The sequence below is a fragment of the Pseudomonas sp. GNP014 genome, assembly GCF_054344005.1.
Window position 1 is genome coordinate 1548168 of the sequence record NZ_JBTGUS010000001.1, and the last position, 18521, is coordinate 1566688.

Sequence of the window (18521 nt, forward strand, 5' to 3'; positions counted from 1 at the left end):
AGTTCGATTTATATCGGCTTTAATTGCGTCAATGTCGATGAGCGGCATTCTATTGGCTTTTAAAGTCGATATTTATCGGTTATAAAGTCGCCATTGCTCCGGCATGGCGATCTCATTCCGGTGCGCGCGTTTTTTCTTTCGGTCGAATTCTCGACCGTCAAAGCACTTGCCCGGAGAGGATTCATGAGCCGTATCGTTACCGTCGCCGCCACGCAGATGGCCTGTTCGTGGGATCTGGAAGCCAACCTCGAAACCGCCGAAAAACTGGTGCGCGAAGCCGCCGCCAAAGGCGCGCAGATCATCCTGATCCAGGAGCTGTTCGAGGCGCCGTACTTCTGCCAGAAGCCGAATCCGGACTATCTGCAACTGGCCACGACCGTAGAAGAGAACGTTGCGATCAAGCATTTCCAGAAGGTCGCCAAAGAGCTGCAAGTGGTATTGCCGATCAGCTTCTACGAGCGTGCCGGCCGTGCGCGTTTCAACAGCATCGCGATCCTCGATGCCGACGGCAGCAACCTCGGGATTTATCGCAAAAGCCACATTCCGGACGGCCCGGGTTACCACGAGAAGTATTACTTCAACCCGGGCGACACCGGTTTCAAGGTGTGGAACACCCGCTACGCGAAGATCGGCGTGGGCATCTGCTGGGATCAGTGGTTTCCAGAGGCTGCGCGCAGCATGGCGCTGCAAGGTGCGGAAATCCTCTTCTATCCAACGGCTATTGGTAGTGAACCGCACGACAAAACCATTTCGTCCCGTGATCACTGGCAGCGTGTGCAGCAGGGGCATGCCGGTGCCAACCTGATGCCGTTGATCGCCAGTAACCGCATCGGCAACGAAGAACAGGACGGCTACGACATCACGTTCTATGGCTCTTCGTTCATCGCCAACCAGTTCGGCGAAAAAGTGCAGGAGCTGAATAAAACCGAAGAAGGTATTCTTGTGCACACTTTCAACCTCGACGAGCTCGAACATATTCGCAGCGCGTGGGGGTCGTTCCGTGACCGCCGGCCGAATCTGTACGGCGCGTTGAAAACCCTCGACGGTTCCCTGGAGTCCTGATCCCGATGACCACCTTGAAAAGTACCCCGCGCGCCGATGGCTTCTACATGCCGGCCGAGTGGGCGCCGCAAACGCAAACCTGGATGATCTGGCCCGAGCGCCCGGACAACTGGCGTCTGGGCGGCAAGCCGGCGCAAGCCGCACACGCAGCCGTGGCCAAAGCCATTGCCCGTTTCGAACCGGTGACCGTTGCCGTGTCCGCCGGCCAGTATGAAAACGCCCGCGCACGCCTCGACGTGCCCAACATCCGCGTGGTCGAGATGTCCAGCGATGACGCCTGGGTGCGCGACAGCGGCCCGACCTTCGTCATCAACAACAGCGGTGAAGTGCGCGGTGTGAACTGGGACTTCAATGCCTGGGGCGGTTTCGACGGTGGCCTGTACTCGCCGTGGAACCGTGATTCGCAGGTCGGTGGCAAGATCCTCGAGATCGAACGCAGCCCGCGTTACCGCACTGAAGGTTTTGTGCTCGAAGGCGGTTCGATTCACGTCGACGGCGAAGGTACGCTGATCACCACCGAAGAATGCCTGCTCAACCGCAATCGCAATCCGCATCTGGGCCGCGAAGAAATCGAAGCGGTGCTGAGCGCCAACCTGGCTGTGGATAAGATCATCTGGCTGCCGGACGGTCTGTTCAACGATGAAACCGACGGCCATGTGGATAACTTCTGCTGCTATGTGCGTCCGGGCGAAGTATTGCTGGCGTGGACCGACGATCCGCAGGATCCGAACTACCCGCGCTGCCAGGCGGCGATGAACGTGCTGCAAAACAGCACCGATGCCAAGGGGCGCTCGTTCACGGTGCACAAAATGCCGATTCCGGGCCCGCTGTATGCGACCGAAGAAGAATGCGCCGGGGTCGATCCGGTGGACGGTACGCAGGAGCGTAACCCGTCCGTGCGTCTGGCCGGTTCCTACGTGAACTTCCTGATCGTCAACGGCGGCATCATCGCGCCGAGTTTCGACGACCCGATGGATGCCCCGGCCCGGGAAATTCTGCAGAACCTGTTTCCGCAGCACGAAGTGGTGATGGTACCGGGCCGCGAACTGTTACTGGGGGGCGGCAATATCCACTGCCTTACCCAACAGCAACCCGCGCCGCACAAAGAGTGAGTTGAGTCGTAACAGCTTGAGTTGATTAGCAAATCAGCCGGAAAACGATTAGCTCGCTATGCACGTGCACAAGCCCGCAGCCCGATTGGACTGCGGGCTTTTTTGTATCCGCTTGTCGACAAATCAGAAACCTTGGCATAGCTCTTGTATCCGACAAAGGACACTAGGGAGGGGGGGAGAACTTCAACAGTTCTGTCATAAACCTTGGATAACGTAGCCGCTCACGAACGGGGAGAGAGCGCTGAAATGAACGCCGAAGTGAACGTAGTCAGCGAGCGGACTTTGCATCCCATGGCCGTAAACAGCGAATCGCTCCAGATTGTCGCGCACTGGTTGAAATCCAATGGAACGCGTCAGATCAGGGAACCTGATCCGCGCCGGATGATGATCGAGCGTTACCCCGCTGGTCTGTTCAGCGAGGCCGAGCTGGATGCGTTGTGGGCTGTACTGGAAGGATAAGAAAAACAACAGGGATTGGTAAAAGCGCTGCCGGGATGGCAGCGCTTTTTTATGCACGATACAAAAATATTGTCGGAGTGAGCCTGCACGTGTTGCGTTGGATCAGAAGGAATAGGTGCCGGTCATCACGACGCTGCGCGGTGCGCCAGGCTGGATCTGATACTGGCTGGTCGCCGAATCGTAATACTCGCGATCGGTGATGTTGTTCAACGCCGCACGTACATCCCAATCCTTGAAGCGATAACCGGCCAAGGCATCCCAGCGGCCGTAACCCGGCAGCACCGTGGTGTTGGCATTGTCGGCGTAGCGCTGGCCGACCAGGGTCAGACCGGTTTCACCGTACCAGCCCATTTCCGGCTTCCAGGTCAGGAACAGGCTGGCGTTGTGTTTGGCAACGTTGTTGATGCGCTTGCCTTCAAGGCCGTTGTTGTCCTTCTCGATCTTCGCGTCCTGCATACCGACGCCGCCGCGCATGTACCAGTGGCCGACGATGTTGCCGGTGGCGGTCAACTCGATACCCCGTGAACGCTGAACGCCGGTCATGATGGTCAGGGTCGGATCGTTCGGATCCGTCGTGCGGCGGTTGTAGAGCTCCAGGTCATAGATTGCCAGCGTGGTACTGAGGCGATCATCGAGCCAGTCACTCTTCACGCCGATCTCTTTCTGTCTGGTCAACTCCGGGCTCAGGTCATTGCTGTTGCCTGCCGCGCCCGGGGTGATGCCGATCAGACCACCGCCCACCGGCGAAAAGGTCTTGGACCAGGACGCGTAGAAGGAGTGATTCTGCAACGGCGTCCAGACCAGGCCCACGCGCGGGCTGGTGCTGTGGCTGTCACGGTCTTCGGAAATGTTGCGCAGTTTGTTGGTCGATTCGATATCGAAAGTGTCGTAGCGCAAGCCGGCGAGCAGTTGCCATTGATCGTTGAGACGCAGTTGATCCTGCACGTACACCGCGCGGCTTTCGACCTCGGTGTGGCTGTCGCTGGACACCTGCATGCGACCGGTGTGGCGCAGATTGCGGTCGGGGTTGTTCAGGTCGAGTGCCGGCACTGCGGAACTGCCGGGGCCGGACGTAGCGGCGTTATACAGCGTCGGATCGCGACGCTGGCTGCCGATCTCGATCCCGGTCAGCAGGCGATGCTCGAGCCCGAACGTATCGAATCCACCTTCCAGTTCGACGTTGTTATAGACATTGCGGGTGGTCAGGTCCTGCTGCCAGTGCTGGCGCGTGACCTTGTTGGTTTTCTTGTCGAAACCGGTGAGGTAGGTGTTGTCGAAATCGCTGTCGAGCTTGAACACGCCGAGGGTCTGGCGCAGTTGCCAGTCGTCGTTGATTGCGTAGGTGAGTTTTGAGCGCAGCGATTGGGACTTGTCGTCGATGAAGTCGTGGCCGTTGCCGTAAGTCGTGTCGCGACCGACATCGGCCGGGCGGCCGTTGATGCCGGGGATACCGCGATCCGGGGTGCGGTTGTAGCGGCTGTATTCGTACTGCACCAGCCAGTTCAGGTCGGGCGTCAGTTGCCAGCTCATCGACGGCGCGAACAGTTGGCGGTTGCCACTGACGTCATCGCGGAAACTGTTTTCATCCATGTTGCCCATGTTCAGGCGCAGGCTGAGGTTTTCGCTGGGGTCGGCGCTGAGATCGGCGTACAGGCTGCGCAGGTCTTCACTGCCGAGCTGGGCCTCGAGGGTCGAGCGGCGGCCGAATTCCGGCATCTTGCTGACGCGGTTGACGATCCCGCCCTGACTGCCGCGGCCATACAGCACCGCGGCGGGGCCCTTGAGCACTTCGACGCGCTCGATGTTATGCAAATCGCGTTTGTACTGGCTGTCGTCGCGGATGCCGTCCAGGTAGAAGTCGTTGCTGGCGTCGAAACCGCGAATGCGCAGGCTGTCGAAGCGCGTATCGGCGCTGCTGCTGACGTTGGGCATACCGCTCAAGGCGTCGCCGATGTCATTGGTGCCGTAGTTGGCGACGTTCGACGTCTTGATCGAATCAATGGCCTGGGGCACGTAGCGCAGCGGGGTCGAGGTGCGAGTCGCGGTGCTGCTGATCTTCACGCGCGGGTCATCGGCCAGTGCTTCGGCGCTGATCGCGGTGGCGGGTAATTCGGTTGCCGCACAGGCGAAACCGCTGGACAGAAAGGCAGAAAGCCCAAGCGTGACGGGCGTAAGACGGAACGGGGCAGGCATTGAAAAGCGCATCCGGAAGGGTGGAAGAATTCGAGTGCGCGAATGGTAATGCTTTGCATTTGCTCTCGTTAATTATTCTTTATAAGTTCCCTTGTCTGATTGTTTCTATTTGTGTCTGCGTCGATACACGCGGAACGCTCGGCCGATTCGACCGATTGGCGAAACAGACTGAAAGCTGTTCCGGCGTTTTTCCGCAACGTCCCGGGAATTAATCTGCCGGCATCGACTTTTTTTGATTTAGCGGAGCTTACCGATGATTCTTCACTACATTTACGACCCCTTATGCGGCTGGTGCTACGGCGCCAAGCCTCTGGTGCAAGCGGCGCAGCAGGTGCTGCCAGTGATGGCCCATGCGGGCGGCATGATGAGCGGCGCCAACCGCCAGAACGTTTCGCCGCAGTTGCGCAATTACGTCATGCCCCATGACCGGCGCATCGCCGAATACACCGGGCAGCCTTTCGGCGAGGCATATTTCGAAGGCTTGCTGCGCGATCACTCGGCCGTCTTCGATTCGACCCCGCCGATCGCTGCCGTACTGGCGTCCGAGGCCATCGACGGACGCGGCCTGCAGATGCTTGGCCGCTTGCAGACCGCACACTATGTAGAGGGGCGGCGGATTGCCGATGCGTCGGTGCTTTCGGCGTTGGCGGTCGAGCTGGGTTACGACGCCGAAGACTTCCGCGCAGCATCAAAGTCCGTGGCCACCGAAGCCCATATAAAAGCCACGCGCCAATTGCTCGCTCAGGTGGGTGGGCAGGGCTTTCCAACGTTTGCCCTGGAGCAGGACGGCCAATTCACGTTGCTCGACATCAGTCCCTGGTTGGGCAAGCCGCAGGCGTTTGCCGAATGGTTGGGGCAGGCGGTCGCGGTCGATGGCACGGGCGAGTCCTCGTTGTCCTGCGGCCTCGACGGTTGCGCCTGATCGAGTATTGATTCACTGGCTGGCTGCGTTTCCGTGCAAGGACTCAGCGCAAAATTTACGTTTTTTAGACGTTTTCTGCCTATTTAAAGACGATTCTTGAAATTGACACATTGTTCAGGGCGCGGCTACGATTCGGCCCCAACGCCTGTGGCCAACCGCCATGACTCAAAATAAGGAGCAGGCCCGCCATGACTTGGTTGTGGGCGGGTCTTTTTGTTTCGGGGTGAATACAAGAGTGCAAAAGCGCCGTTTCAGCCGTTCGACACAGCGCGTTTCAACCCGTAATAAGGAAAACAAAATGTTGAACAAGCGGATCAGTCTGATCGCACTGGGGATGTTGAGTGCTACACAGGCCATGGCTAACGACCAGGCCGAGTCCAAGGGTTTTGTTGAAGACAGCAGCCTGAAAGTGCTGCTGCGCAATGCCTACATCAATCGTGATTACAAAGACGGTAACAAAGACAAGGCCGAATGGGGTCAAGCGGCCATCGGCACGTTCTCGTCCGGTTTCACCCAAGGCACCGTTGGTGTGGGTGTTGACGCGTTCGGTCTGTACGCACTGCGTCTGGACGGTGGCAAGGGCCGCAGCGGCGCCGGTGGCATCGACTTCTTCAAGCAAGACAACAGCGGCAACCCGGCTGACGATCTGGCCAAGGGCGGCGCTGCGGTGAAGTTCCGTTTCTCCAATACCGTGCTGACCTACGGTGACCAGATGCCGGCCCTGCCGGTGCTGAACTACGACAATTCGCGTCTGCTGCCGGAAAGCTACACCGGGACCCTGATCACTTCCAAAGAGATCAAAGGCCTGGAACTGAACGCCGGTCGTTTCACCGCCGAATCGCGCAAGAGCGATGAAGGCCGTGACAGCGGTGGCCTGAAGTCGATCAACGTGTTGGGCGGTAGCTACCAGTTCACCGAGCAGTTCAAGGCGGCGCTGTACGCGTCCGACGTCGAAGACGTGCTGAAGAAGCAATACGTGAACGCCAACTACGTGTTCCCGATCGACAAGGATCAGTCGCTGACCCTGGACTTCAACGGCTATCGCACCAAGCTGGACGATTCCTACGTCCGCGAAAGTGGCGCTACCGGCGATGACAACAAGATCTGGAGCCTGGCAGCCACTTTCGCCACCGGTCCGCACTCGTTCACCGTGGCCCACCAGCGCTCCACCGGCGACAGCAACCTGGGCTACGCCTACGGCGGCTACCAGAAAGATCAAAATCGTGTTGGTGACGGTGGCAACACCATCTACCTGGCCAACTCCTACTGGTCCGACTTCAACGCTGAAGACGAACGCAGCTGGCAACTGGGCTACGGCCTGGACTTCGGCGCATTCGGCGTACCGGGTCTGAGCTACAACTTCGCTTACGTGCGTGGCGACAACATCACCACTTCCACCAGCGAAGGCGGCACCGAGCGCGAAATCTTCAACCAGTTCAAGTACGTCGTGCAAAGCGGTCCGGCCAAAGACCTGAGCGTGAAGTTGCGCAGCTCGATCCTGCGTGTGTCGCAGAAGTCCAGCGAATACAACGTTGGCGGCAACGAGGTGCGTGTGTTCGTGGACTACCCGATCAACATCTTCTGATGTTCGCTACGGTGTAACACACATGAGAAAAACCCCGACTGGCTCGGGGTTTTTTTTGAGCGGTTTTTCGCTGAAAAGCAGGAAAAACCCGTGTTTTTGTCATGTAAAAGTTGTTTTTAAGTCGCTTCAAACGCCGTTTCAATCAGCGCTTTAAATGCCTGAAATTCTTTCTCATGGACGCAAATTCTCCACCTAATAGATTAGGCCGCTCAATGCAGCGGAGATTTTGGTAATGATCGTTTTGAACAGAGAAGTGGGCGAATCGCTACGGCGCGACAAATATGTCAACGTCCAGGGTGGTGACTTCAATCTCTACGGTCATTTCGCCGACTTCGTCAGACTGACCAAAAGTTGGGAAAACATGGAGCCTGACAGTTACTACGGTCAGGCCGAAGCCGGCATGCGTTACCGTCGTTACAGCGACTTTGAGTACAACCCGAAAACCCGCGAGCTGAAGCAACTCGAGCATCGCGCCTACGTGCAGTCCAAAGAAAACAACGCCTACGTTGGCGGCGTGGTTCGCCACTTCCAGGACTTCTCCGATGAAGTGATTACTTCGCCGGTGATGCGCAGCCTGATCGACACCGATTTCGAAGTGTACAAAAGTGTGCTGCCGGAAGAGCTGCACGATGAAATCTGGCAATGCCAGATTCACCAGATCCGCATCGAAATCAAACCCGGCAAGCAACTTGAGATTACGCCGGAAGGCATTCACTGCGACGGTTATCCGTTCAGCGGTGTGCACTTCTGGGGTCGCAACAATGTCGAGGGCGCGGAAAGTCGTTTGTACGACATCCATGAGAATCAATTGGCGTCGACGACCTACAAGGAAATTCTCGACACCACCTACTTCCTCGATCGCGACATGCGCCACTACGTCACGCCGGCCCGCAACACCCACACCCATGCCATGGCGTACCGGCAGATTCTGGCGATCTCCTTCTCGCGGCCCGGGACCGCTTTCGACATTGTTCGCTAATCAGATCACCCCAATCGACGGCGTCGAATGCTCGACGCCGGTGGTGCTGCGACGCGCCACGGCCAAGGATGCGCAGCGCATGGAGCGCTTCTTCCGCCAGTTCGACGAAGTGTCCTTTTGCGAATGGCAGGACGCCAAGTGCCTGCGCGGCGTGTTGATCCAGAAAACCACCACGGCCTATCTGGCCTTCGACGTCGCCGGCGAAATCGTCGGGGCGGTGCTGGGCGGCATGCTCGGCAGTCGCGGCACAATCAACCATCTGGCCGTCAGCCCGCGCTACCGCAGTCAGGGTGTCGGTCAGCGTCTGGTTGAAGCGGCGTCTTCCGACATGAAGCGGGTCGGTGTGCTGCGGATGTTCCTGTTCGTCGATGATGCTAACCTCGCGGGCAAGCGATTCTGGGCTGCCCAGGGTTTTTGCGAACCTCACGGCGAGCGGACATTTGAGAGGGATCTATGAATGAAACGTCCGGCAGTGCGCCGCTGATGGTCACCCCTCAGCCGTCGCGCACGTTTGCCGAAGCCAGCCCCGTGGTTGCCGGATACTTCACGGTGTCGTTCGTGTTCGGACTGATGGCCGTCAACGCCGGCCTGCCGATGTGGCTGCCGGTGGCGATGTGCTTGTTCGTCTACGCCGGTGCTTCGCAATTCGCGGCGCTGGCACTGATCTCCAGCGGCGCCTCGCTGACCACCATCGTGCTGACCACCTTCCTGATCAACGCGCGACACATGCTGATGTCGGTGTACATGGCCAAGGCCCTGCGTGCCCTCGGTTTGAGCCGCATGGAGCGCTGGGCTTACGCCGGTGGCCTCACTGACGAGTCTTTTGCGTTTCACAGCGTCAAACTCGGCACTGGCGCGCCGGTCAACATCCGTTACCTGATCGGCTTCAACCTGTTCTGCCACACCTCGTGGGTGCTGGGTGGGCTGTTGGGTGCGGTGTGTGCGCAATATGCGTCGCACCTGATCAAATACCAACTCGACTACGCACTGACCGCGATGATGCTCTACGTGCTGGTGTCGCTGTGCAACACCCGCAACAAACTCATCGCCGCCGCGGCTGCCGTCGTCTGCATGGGCGCGCTGAGCCTGGTCGGCAGTTCGCCGTTCAATGTGTTTATCGCCACGTTTGTGGGCTGCGGAGTGGGTGTATGCCTGACCAAACGTTCCTGATTCTGGTGGTCGCGCTGATGATGGCCGTGACCTTTCTGCCGCGCGCCTTGCCGCTGCAAGTCAACACCGAGCACTGGCCACCCTTCGTGGCGCGGGCGCTGGAATACTTGCCGGTGGCGATCGTCGCTGCGATCAGCCTGACACCCCTGTTGATCAAGGATCAGCACATACAGCTCGATCGCCCGGAATTTTATGCCGCGATTCCGACGCTGTTATGTGCGTATTTCAGCAAAAACCTCTTTCTCAGTGTGGCGGTTGGGACGGCTGCGTACATTGCGCTCGGCTCGTTCATGTAGCGGCAGATCGACGACATCGTTGAGTGCCTGGCTCGACAACTCCGGATTGTTCACCGCCAGGCGCACTTCGAGGAAATCCTCGAACCCGGGGAAAATCGTCAGGCCGTTCTTTTGCGCGGCCTCGCGCGAGACCATGCCGACCGCATCCATCTGCGTGATCAGCGACAACGTCAGGGTTTCGCTGCACGAATAGACCATGCGCTGGCCGTTTTCGTGATTGCCCAGACCGGCGTCGAGAAAACGCAAAAAACTGTGGGAATACGGACAATCCTCCGCGGGACGCACCTGAAACTTGTTGCCCAGTAACGTCAGTGGATCGTTTTCCTGGCCGCAATGCGCACCGACCACCTGCACCTGCACATCCGGCAGGACGATGCTCGGCAACCCCGGGCGCTGCGGGCCGATCAACACCGCCAGATCGAAGTCCTCATTCTTCAGCTTGCTGAGGTTTTCCATCGACTCGGCGTAGCTGAATTCCATCTGGTAATCGGGAAATACTTCTATCAGGCGTCCGATCATTCGCCGGTTGAAGTCAGCCGATAACGTGTTGTTCAACGCGACCTTCAAGGGGCGCTGGCCTGGCACCTTGAGTGCCTCGACTTTTTCTTCCATCTGTCGCGTGGCGATCAGCACTCTGTCCATATACGGCGTGAGCTCGGTGCCTTGCGGCGTCAGCGTCAGACCTTTGTTGGAACGTCGAAACAAGCGGAAACCGAACTGCTCTTCGACCTTGTTCAACTGCGCGGCCAACGCCTGCACAGTCAGGCACGAATGCTCGGCTGCGGCCGACAAGGAGCCGGTCTGCACGATGCGCATGAGGTTGCGTAAGGTTCTGCTATCCATGGGTAATGCCCTCTGAAGTGGGCTGGGTATTGTTGTTTACGAGACTGCCGATCCGGCGCCATATGCCGGCTATATTCCTGTACCTGAGCATAGTTGTCGCGGATTTAGTAGCGAATTGATGTCCCTGCCGATGGCTGGAAGCTGACACAGGATCGGGATTTTTGGTGACGTGGGGGTGATTGGGGTCAAGAAAAGTGCCCTACTTGGAAGTGTCGGGCAGATGTTTATGCCTCCGGACTACAGCATTTCGAGTTGTTTCCCACGCCGAAACGCCACTATTTTTCACCGTTGTCGGAAGCCTCCTATAGAACAGAGCGAACGGGCTGATTTACCTCCAAACCACAAGTAGCTGAAATATCGGGCAGTTATTTTCGGGACGTTTTCCGAGGCCATGGATATCCAGGCAATGCCGGCATCCGCGAAGCTAGCGAGTCGATGCCATGAGTTTGCAGGGGAGCAGGGCGTTACCCGACCAACAAAACTGGAAAGATCTGGGGTTACCGGATATTCGCGATATTGACCCCAGGCTTCTGACTTCTGCGGTCAGAGAGCTTCCAGGTGCGTCGAGCCTCAATGCAGCGTGGGAGCAAGTTGCCAACGGCTTCGGACTTGATCCCGGTCATGATGCTGTTCTGATCGAAACACCTTATGCGCCGATTTTAGTGAAGCGTGAACATTTGCGTCACACGGTGGAAAAGCGCTCGAATGCCCGTGAACGATTCACCGAATTTGCCCGAGATACCCTGACGAAGCCGTTAGAGATATGGCGGGTTTCCTACGATGATGCCTCGTTCAGACTTTCCTTCATCGGTGCTTACAACGCGAGATATCAGATGCTGGTGGTGATTCATGTTGAGCACGGCAACGTACTCTGGAATTTTATGAACTGTGAAAAGAAAGGCCTGAACAAGCATCGGCATGGTGGTCTGTTATATCGACGTTACCGATAGCTCAAAAAAAAGGGCAGCCTTCTCAGGCTGCCCTTCACGTGAATGTGCTTGATATTGTGCTCCCTCAAGCAGGGGAGAAGAGGTCTCACCCGAGCGCTGATTTTCAGGTCATCAACGGGGTTCCTAACGCCGACTATCGCCACCTGAAGGCAGTCGGTTTCGCGCTCTTGAGCAAGATTCTCTGCCACGGAACATTGAAGTGTCAACCTGAGGTTTGAGGGTTTTTGTTCGTATACGAATAAATTTATTTGAAATGTTCAGATGTGTACTAAGCTCAGTTTGCGGACCAGCCAAGAAGGACGAAGATGCCTACCTCATCCCCAGCCCTAACCCCGCGTGAACAACTCGACGTCCCCGAAGCCGGGCGTGTTGCGTTGAAGTTCTTTTTCAACCTCATGGAGCGCTGGGGTTGCAACGCCGAGCAGCAGCGCACGTTGCTGGGCGGCGTCGGCAACACCACGTTCTACAAGTACAAACACCTGCCGCCGAACATTCGCCTGCCACATGACACGCTGGAGCGCATCTCCTATCTGATGGGCATTCACAAGGCCTTGAGCATCATCTTCAGCAACAGCCGCGAGCGCGCCTACACGTGGGTCAGCAGCCCAAATACGGCTGCGCCATTCAATGGCCGAACGGCGCTGGATTACATGTTGGCGGGCAGGGTGGTCGACATCGCCGACGTGCGCCGCTACCTCGACGGGGTACGCGGTTGAAGGCCCCGCCGCTGGCCGAGCCGCAATGGCCCAAGGCCTATCGGATCGTCAACAGCAGCTTCCCGCCGATTGCGCTGTTTGAAGATGTGCTTGACCCCGAAGACCTGGAAATCGCCTACGCGCTGGAAGCACTGACCAACGATCGCCTGATCGAACAGGCCGGCGTCCTCGCCCGCGTGCGCCCCGAAGACCGACTCTCCGGTCCCGGTTCAACCCCGGTGATGGCGGCGTTTACCCACATCGGCAAAAGCAGCCGTTTCACCGACGGCACCTTCGGCGTCTACTACGCCGCCAGCAGCCAGGCCGCCGCCATTGCCGAAACCTGCTATCACCAGGAACGGTTTCTAGCGGCCACCCAAGAAGCGGATCTTGAGTTGACCCTGCGTACTTATGTCAATCGAGTGGTCAAGCCACTGCACGATGTTCGTCACGACTTCCCGCATTTGCATCAACCTGATCCAGACGCCTATGGCCCGTCCCAGGCGTTTGCCCGACAACTGCGCGAGTCTGAGTCCTGGGGCCTGCTCTACAACAGCGTCCGTCTGCCGGGCCACGAATGTGTCGCCGCCTTTCGGCCTCCGGCGGTTTCGATTCCAAAGCAGGGAAAGCATCTGCGTTATGTGTGGAGTGCGAGCCAGCGCAGGATTTCGTTTGTGTTTGAGATTAGTCAGGTTTGAAGCGCAAAAAGCCCTCGCATCAGCGAGGGCCTTACACCAGTGTTTACATCAACGGCTTGTCCCGCGGCGCATCCATTACTTTCACTACATCATCGATCAACGCTTTACTTAACTCCTGCAAATACTGCGAGGCATAAGCGTGAAGGTCAGGGTCGCGAGAGACTGAAGCGTCCGCAGTGAGCAATCGTGAGATGTGAAGCAAGTGGGAGGCGTGGGAAAGGGCGGCTATTACCGGCACTCCACGATTGGTGCGGAACATCGCTTGATTGGATTGAAAAGAAAAATGGGTGAGGCCGAGGGTTTTCAGATCTTGAGAATGGGTCATTTCGCTTCACCTTCCGTTCGAGATGGACTGGCGTGAAGTGACCGGTGTGCTGACGGATCAATGGCTTTCATTTGTTAACTCCCTATATCAAATGAGAGCTGCCAATTCGTTATCAGACGAATGGGTGGCAGCTATGTGCGGGCTGATAAACCGGAGATACAGGAACCCGGCAGACCCGAAGGTCTCCCACGCACAGCCGCCATAGATCCATGTCGCCGACGAAAAAAACGCCGCGATAGGAGTATGGGCGCTTTGCGCCTTGATCTTTCGGGCTCTGACCCCCGGCCGCTGAATTGGCAGCGGCGATTGAAAAATAAAGGTTATAAGCAGTCATCGCAATTGGGTTTTTACTTCGAAAGATTATAAAAGACTGTCAGTTATTACAGGTTACATCATTTGAGATATTTCTTAATCTCTGACCTCGTAGTTCGGAAGTTAGAGAGCTAATTTAATCCGCACTTTTTACACGAACTTAAAACCCCCGCTGAGGGAACAAACTTATGCTTACTCATTACAATTCAATCGCGTTAACTACTGGCCTACTGTTTATCGGGGCAGTTGTGCCGGCTTTGGCTGCAACTCAAACATTTACTTCAACTTCCGAATTTCCTATCCCAGAAGGTGTTACGGAAATAACCTACACCCTTATTGGTGGTGGGGGAGGTGGCGGCGGAGGAGGCGGGGCTTTCGACATGATCCTTAAGGGCCGCGCTGCAGGTGGAGGCGGTGGTGGTGCCGCTTCCAGTGTTAAATGCACTATTCCTGTCAGCTCGGGTAAAACTTTGCAAATGGATATTGGGAGAGGAGGTAATGGCGGACCCGGTGGTTCTCTTAAAACAGACGGTTTGCCCGGCGAGGAGGGAGAGTCCACCATAGCCTATCTACTAGGGGAATATAAAAAAGTGGGGCTTCCAAGGGCTAACGGAGGCAAGGGCGGGGGCGGGGGCAGTGGAAAAACCTCTCCCACAAGTACCACTACTGGTGGAAAGGGTGGCGTTGGAGGAAGCCCGTACGCTGAAAAATGCACTATTGAATGGGGTTCAGCCGGTCAAAACGGCAGCTTGAATGGTGGGTCGGAAAGTGCCGGTAATGGCGCGGTAATTAATAATTGTGGAGGCAAGGGGGGGGCCGGGGGCAAGGGAGGTGAAATTAACTCCAGTTCTCAAAAAGGAAATAGTGGTTTGCCAGGTGCTAAAGGTTCAGACGGATGTGTCATCGTAGAATATTAAATTGTTCTTAATTATGCGCCTTGGACTACCTTCCCCCCACCGTCCAATTCACTGGCACTGTCGGAGATGATGTCACCCGTCGAAATGTCCTATGCGCCACATTGACCGCGTGTAGGACTCTGCATTTACTGTATGGGCATACAGGTTAACTTTCGTCGGGGTCGTATCATGAGCGTCACCATTCTTGGCCCCCTGTCAGACAGAGGCGAAAAGCTCCCGCTTTACTCGTTTCAGATCTCGGCGGGGTTTCCTTCGCCGGCGGCCGACCACATCGAAAAGCACATCTCACTGGATGAGCTTTTCGACATCCGTGCCCCACACGTTTATCTGGCGAAGATCGAGGGCGAGAGCATGCAAGACGCCGGCATATTTTGCGGCGACCTGGTGATCGTCAACCGCAGCCTAAACGCCGAGCATGGCGACATCGTGATCGCCGGGCTCAACTCGGAGCTGATTTGCAAACGGCTGCACAAGCGTGACAACACCATCATTCTGATGTCGGCTAACAGCAAATACCCGCCACGCTATGTCATGGAGGAGGATGAGTTGATCATTTGGGGGGTGGTGACTTACAGCGTGCGTGACCATGGCAGATCGTAATTAGGTCTTAGCTCTGATCGACTGCAACAGCTTCTACGCGAGCTGCGAGCGGGTGTTTCGGCCTGACTTGGCGAAGACGCCAATCGTCGTGCTCAGCAACAACGACGGTTGTGTGATTGCCCGCAGTTACGACGCCAAACCCTTTGTAAAAATGGGCGCGCCGTACTTTCAAATTCGCAATGAGCTTCGCCGCCACGGCGTCCAGGTCTTCAGCAGCAACTACGCGCTCTATGGCGATATGAGCGAACGAGTGATGACCATCATCGAATCCATGGTGCCGGCCGTTGAGGTGTACAGCATCGATGAGGCGTTCGCCGATCTCAGCGGCATCCCTGGTGACATGACAGCCTTCGGCCGATCAATCCGCGCCGCCGTCTATAAAGGAACCGGCATCCCGGTCGGAGTCGGTATCGCGCCCACCAAGACGTTGGCCAAGCTCGCCAACCACACCGCAAAACGATTGCAGGCACACACCGGCGGCGTGGTGGATATCTGCGATCCGATCAAGCGCGACAGGGTGTTGCGAAACACCGAGATCGGTGAAGTGTGGGGTGTGGGGCGTCGGATGAAAGCGCACCTAGCAAACATGCAGATCAAAAGTGCTATGGATCTGGCCAAGTCGGATCCGTGGACACTACGACGCAAATTCAGCGTGGTCATTGAAAAGACCGCACGCGAACTGAGCGGGACATCCTTCTTGGAACTCTCCGAAACGGAGCCGCCCAAGCAAGAGATCTGCAGCAGCCGCATGTTCGGCAAGCGACTGACAACCATTGAGCCGATCAAAGAAGCGGTGGCCACCTACGTGCATCGAGCCGCAGAAAAGCTGCGTGCGCAGAATTCGCTGTGCAAGAAGATCCGCGTCAGCTTCCGCACCGGGATGTTCAGTCCGGAGAAAGCCAAGTATGCCAACGGAGCGATGGTTGAATTGCCTTATTTGCGGGCTGTGTTCAATGAGCTTGAGCGACTGGGCGAGTGGAAGGGGGAGAATCCTGTCCGGAAGGTTCGGGCGTTGAAGTACGACGAGACCGAGATGGCTTATCTCGATGCTGAGCAGATTCCGCCTTTGTTGGCAGAGTTGGATAGGCGTTGAGCGGCGGCGGGGACGGTTGCCAGGATTTGTTTGGCTACGGGTGCTAGATGGCCTGAGGCGGAGGAGTTGCAGAGCCGGCAGGTGCGCAATGGACGAATTCATTATGCGCGTACGAAGTCGTCGAAGAATCGGTCGATTCCTATCTCCAGTGATGTGCAAAAGATGATCAGGGCGGCGTTGCCGTTTGGTGATTGCTACAAACGGTTTGGGGAGTCTGTCGAGGCGGTGAAGTTGGAGTTGCCGGCGGGGCAGATGACGCATGTTTTGCGGCATACGTTTGCGAGTCATTACATGATGAATGGCGGGGATATTCTGACTTTGCAGCGGGTGCTGGGGCATTCTTCGTTGGCGATGACGATGAAGTATGCGCACTTTAGTCCTGGGCACTTGGCTGAGGTGGTGAATTTGAATCCGCTTTCGTTTGGTGGGGATAAAAAAGGGGGAGATGAATGACTGGGGAGATTGATTGGGCGCCAGTAGTGCAATCACTTGCTGCGACCAACTGGACAGCGGTGTTTGTCGCTTTGGTCACTGGATTCACGGCGATCGTGGGTCCGGTCTGGGTCTGGTATAGCCAAGTCAGGAGGGAGCGTAAAAGCGTACGGGCTGCGCTGTTCGTCGAAGTAGCAATCCTCGTGGAGTTGATTGAGCTTCGTGGCTATTTGGAAGGGCTTAGGGAAACCGAGCGGGAGATTGCTTCACTCACTGATGCGCAGCGCGAAGAGTTTGAGGGGTACGAATACTCCGTCAACGTCCATGGCCCCTACAATAATGTGTTTCAAGCCAATGTTTCGAAGCTCGGCAGTCTATCCGTGCACGAAGCCTCTCAAATAGTCCGTTTCTATCAGATGGCGGATAGTGTGGTGGCAGATCTCACCCCGGGTGGCGTGCTTTATCGGGGCACAGATAAAGCTGAAGATTTTAGAGACGTCGCGGATCTGTTGGAGGAGGTGCTCAAGATCGGTCATGAGCTGACATCACCAAAATCGAGGTTCGATTGGCTGCCATGGATGAGGAGGAAAAAATGAAGTGTGGACACTTTGTGGACGTTTTCACGATTTGACGTGACGTTTTTTTAAAGCCCAGAAACGACAAAGCCCCGCATTGCGGGGCTTTGTTTTGTATGGTGCCGGCACCAGGAGTCGAACCCGGGACCTACTGATTACAAGTCAGTTGCTCTACCAACTGAGCTATACCGGCGTGTGGGCGACGATTATAGCGATTGGGTTGGTTCTGTAAACCCCTGAATTCAGACTATTTTTGCGCCGGGTCGGATCAGGCCCGGCGCAGGACGTTGCGTAGCGTGTGCAGGGCGCGCCAGGTGCGGCTGTTCTGCATGGCGAGAAGCTGGGCTTCGGCGCGTTCGGCGCGTTGTATGGCCGCGTTGATTTGTTTGCGGGCGTCGGCTTCGCCGGGGCTGACGGGGTGGGCGAAGAGGTGGCCGAAGCACAGCTGGAAGTTGTCGAGGTTGCAGGGTGGGAGGTCGAAGGCGGGCTTGAGGCTCAGGTGTTCTTCGGCGAGGAACCACGTGTTGAGGCCATCGAACAGGAACGATTGATAGCCGGCATCAGTGACCAGGTGTTCCCAGGTGTGGTCACGTTCGAACGGGGTTTCGATGATCAGGATCCACGGGCGGAAGCGGCTGAAGTCCATGCCGCGCAACACGGTTTCTTCGTGGCCTTCGACGTCGATTTTCAGGAAGTGGATGTCCCGGTCGGCGGCGTGTTCTTCGCAGATTGATGTCAGGGTGCGGGCTTTTACCGTCAGGCTCTGTACTTCGAAGCCGGCATCCTTGCGCTCCTGAGCGACCAGCGGGTCGGCGGTGGACAGGCCGGTGTCAGGGATGGCGTAGAACGTCACTTCGCCGGGCGTATCACTGGCAATGCATTGCAGGGTTGTGTCGCGCGGGCGCTGTTGGCACAGGGCATCGTGGTAGTTTTGCATCGGCTCGATGTTGACGCCGCTCCAGCCGCGGTCATAGAAGGCCTTGGTCACCGAGTCGTGAACCGGATCATTGGCGCCGACATCGATATAGAAGCCGTTTTCAAAGAATTTGAACGCGCGCCACAGGCGAATATCCTCGAAGTTCTGTGCGTATGAAATGAAAGTCACGGTCACTCCCTGTTGGTCGGATTGTTCTTGTTCGTCTGTGTGCTGCCTGCACGGTGTGAGCCTGTATAGCAAGGGTGAAGGGCAGGCGCAATTTCCCGCTGAAACGGTCCGTGATTCGGCGGTTATGTCATTTCGATCTGAAGCTTATGCACAACGGGAAGCAGCGTAGCGTGGTGTGGCGGGGATTTTGTGGACGCG

General features: G+C 57.0%; 20 protein-coding genes, 1 tRNA gene and 1 pseudogene. 17 read left to right on the forward strand and 5 right to left on the reverse strand.

Annotated features, from left to right (window positions below; all coding sequences use genetic code 11):
• Positions 1-183 precede the first annotated feature (183 nt).
• From aguB to ACXX9E_RS07070, 3 genes are all read left to right on the forward strand, one after another.
• Positions 184-1062 carry an N-carbamoylputrescine amidase gene (aguB, locus tag ACXX9E_RS07060; RefSeq protein WP_128615437.1) on the forward strand — a complete coding sequence of 293 codons (879 nt, stop codon included), beginning with the start codon at positions 184-186 and terminating at the stop codon, positions 1060-1062.
• Between the two features lie 5 nt (positions 1063-1067).
• The gene (gene aguA, locus ACXX9E_RS07065; RefSeq protein WP_123470591.1) at positions 1068-2174 is read left to right on the forward strand and encodes an agmatine deiminase; all 1107 of its coding nucleotides are present in this window, start codon (positions 1068-1070) and stop codon (positions 2172-2174) included.
• A 246-nt stretch (positions 2175-2420) separates the two neighbouring features.
• Positions 2421-2633 (forward strand): hypothetical protein, encoded by a 213-nt coding sequence (locus tag ACXX9E_RS07070; protein ID WP_123470593.1) that lies wholly within the window; start codon positions 2421-2423, stop codon positions 2631-2633.
• Positions 2634-2735: 102 nt separating this feature from the next.
• Here ACXX9E_RS07070 and ACXX9E_RS07075 read toward each other — a convergent pair whose 3' ends face one another.
• Positions 2736-4826: a TonB-dependent receptor gene (locus ACXX9E_RS07075; protein ID WP_458555219.1), complete on the reverse strand. Its 2091-nt coding sequence runs from the start codon at positions 4824-4826 to the stop codon at positions 2736-2738.
• Between the two features lie 253 nt (positions 4827-5079).
• Between ACXX9E_RS07075 and ACXX9E_RS07080 the strand changes: the two genes are divergently transcribed.
• The 6 genes from ACXX9E_RS07080 to ACXX9E_RS07105 all read left to right on the forward strand — a co-directional run bounded on the left by ACXX9E_RS07080 (position 5080) and on the right by ACXX9E_RS07105 (position 9778).
• Positions 5080-5748 (forward strand): DsbA family protein, encoded by a 669-nt coding sequence (locus tag ACXX9E_RS07080; protein WP_222833874.1) that lies wholly within the window; start codon positions 5080-5082, stop codon positions 5746-5748.
• Positions 5749-6046: 298 nt separating this feature from the next.
• Positions 6047-7333: an OprD family porin gene (locus ACXX9E_RS07085; protein WP_123470598.1), complete on the forward strand. Its 1287-nt coding sequence runs from the start codon at positions 6047-6049 to the stop codon at positions 7331-7333.
• Between the two features lie 232 nt (positions 7334-7565).
• On the forward strand, positions 7566-8312 hold the full coding sequence (locus ACXX9E_RS07090; RefSeq protein ID WP_123470600.1) for a 2OG-Fe dioxygenase family protein: 747 nt from the start codon (positions 7566-7568) through the stop codon (positions 8310-8312).
• Between the two features lie 79 nt (positions 8313-8391).
• Complete coding sequence (locus ACXX9E_RS07095; RefSeq protein WP_016986309.1) at positions 8392-8769, forward strand: GNAT family N-acetyltransferase; 378 nt, start codon at positions 8392-8394, stop codon at positions 8767-8769.
• Positions 8766-9482, forward strand: coding sequence for an AzlC family ABC transporter permease (locus tag ACXX9E_RS07100; protein ID WP_123470601.1), 717 nt, complete (start codon positions 8766-8768; stop codon positions 9480-9482). Before ACXX9E_RS07095 ends, ACXX9E_RS07100 begins: the two co-directional genes overlap by 4 nt.
• The gene (locus tag ACXX9E_RS07105; protein ID WP_007952614.1) at positions 9461-9778 is read left to right on the forward strand and encodes an AzlD domain-containing protein; all 318 of its coding nucleotides are present in this window, start codon (positions 9461-9463) and stop codon (positions 9776-9778) included. Before ACXX9E_RS07100 ends, ACXX9E_RS07105 begins: the two co-directional genes overlap by 22 nt.
• Here the strand turns inward: ACXX9E_RS07105 and ACXX9E_RS07110 are convergent.
• The gene (locus tag ACXX9E_RS07110) at positions 9695-10621 is read right to left on the reverse strand and encodes a LysR family transcriptional regulator (RefSeq protein ID WP_123470603.1); all 927 of its coding nucleotides are present in this window, start codon (positions 10619-10621) and stop codon (positions 9695-9697) included. The genes ACXX9E_RS07105 and ACXX9E_RS07110 overlap by 84 nt on opposite strands.
• 440 nt (positions 10622-11061) lie before the next feature.
• Between ACXX9E_RS07110 and ACXX9E_RS07115 the strand changes: the two genes are divergently transcribed.
• The 3 genes from ACXX9E_RS07115 to ACXX9E_RS07125 all read left to right on the forward strand — a co-directional run bounded on the left by ACXX9E_RS07115 (position 11062) and on the right by ACXX9E_RS07125 (position 12964).
• Positions 11062-11571 carry a PBECR2 nuclease fold domain-containing protein gene (locus tag ACXX9E_RS07115; protein ID WP_458555220.1) on the forward strand — a complete coding sequence of 170 codons (510 nt, stop codon included), beginning with the start codon at positions 11062-11064 and terminating at the stop codon, positions 11569-11571.
• Between the two features lie 305 nt (positions 11572-11876).
• Entirely contained in the window at positions 11877-12287 is a 411-nt protein-coding gene (locus tag ACXX9E_RS07120) for an MbcA/ParS/Xre antitoxin family protein (protein ID WP_007961687.1), read from the forward strand.
• Positions 12284-12964 carry an RES family NAD+ phosphorylase gene (locus ACXX9E_RS07125; protein ID WP_322375386.1) on the forward strand — a complete coding sequence of 227 codons (681 nt, stop codon included), beginning with the start codon at positions 12284-12286 and terminating at the stop codon, positions 12962-12964. The genes ACXX9E_RS07120 and ACXX9E_RS07125 overlap by 4 nt, the downstream gene beginning before the upstream one ends.
• A 43-nt stretch (positions 12965-13007) precedes the next feature.
• Here the strand turns inward: ACXX9E_RS07125 and ACXX9E_RS07130 are convergent, their stop codons facing one another.
• Entirely contained in the window at positions 13008-13289 is a 282-nt protein-coding gene (locus tag ACXX9E_RS07130) for a DUF3077 domain-containing protein (RefSeq protein WP_458555221.1), read from the reverse strand.
• A 500-nt stretch (positions 13290-13789) separates the two neighbouring features.
• On the opposite strand from ACXX9E_RS07130, the gene ACXX9E_RS07135 reads away from it, so the two are divergent.
• From ACXX9E_RS07135 to ACXX9E_RS07155, 5 genes and pseudogenes are all read left to right on the forward strand, one after another.
• Entirely contained in the window at positions 13790-14518 is a 729-nt protein-coding gene (locus ACXX9E_RS07135) for a glycine-rich domain-containing protein (RefSeq protein ID WP_458555222.1), read from the forward strand.
• Between the two features lie 168 nt (positions 14519-14686).
• A complete protein-coding gene (locus ACXX9E_RS07140; RefSeq protein ID WP_458555223.1) occupies positions 14687-15118 on the forward strand; it encodes a LexA family protein in 432 nt (143 codons plus the stop codon).
• A gap of 13 nt (positions 15119-15131) precedes the next feature.
• Positions 15132-16124, forward strand: a pseudogene (locus tag ACXX9E_RS07145) (Y-family DNA polymerase); the annotation flags it as partial.
• A 153-nt stretch (positions 16125-16277) separates the two neighbouring features.
• Entirely contained in the window at positions 16278-16664 is a 387-nt protein-coding gene (locus tag ACXX9E_RS07150) for a tyrosine-type recombinase/integrase (RefSeq protein ID WP_458555224.1), read from the forward strand.
• The gene (locus tag ACXX9E_RS07155; RefSeq protein WP_458555225.1) at positions 16661-17239 is read left to right on the forward strand and encodes a hypothetical protein; all 579 of its coding nucleotides are present in this window, start codon (positions 16661-16663) and stop codon (positions 17237-17239) included. Before ACXX9E_RS07150 ends, ACXX9E_RS07155 begins: the two co-directional genes overlap by 4 nt.
• Positions 17240-17335: 96 nt before the next feature.
• Here ACXX9E_RS07155 and ACXX9E_RS07160 read toward each other — a convergent pair.
• Both ACXX9E_RS07160 and ACXX9E_RS07165 read right to left on the reverse strand, forming a co-directional pair.
• Positions 17336-17411 (reverse strand) — tRNA-Thr (locus ACXX9E_RS07160).
• A 75-nt stretch (positions 17412-17486) separates the two neighbouring features.
• Positions 17487-18323: an FkbM family methyltransferase gene (locus tag ACXX9E_RS07165; RefSeq protein ID WP_458555226.1), complete on the reverse strand. Its 837-nt coding sequence runs from the start codon at positions 18321-18323 to the stop codon at positions 17487-17489.
• Positions 18324-18521: the final 198 nt, after the last annotated feature.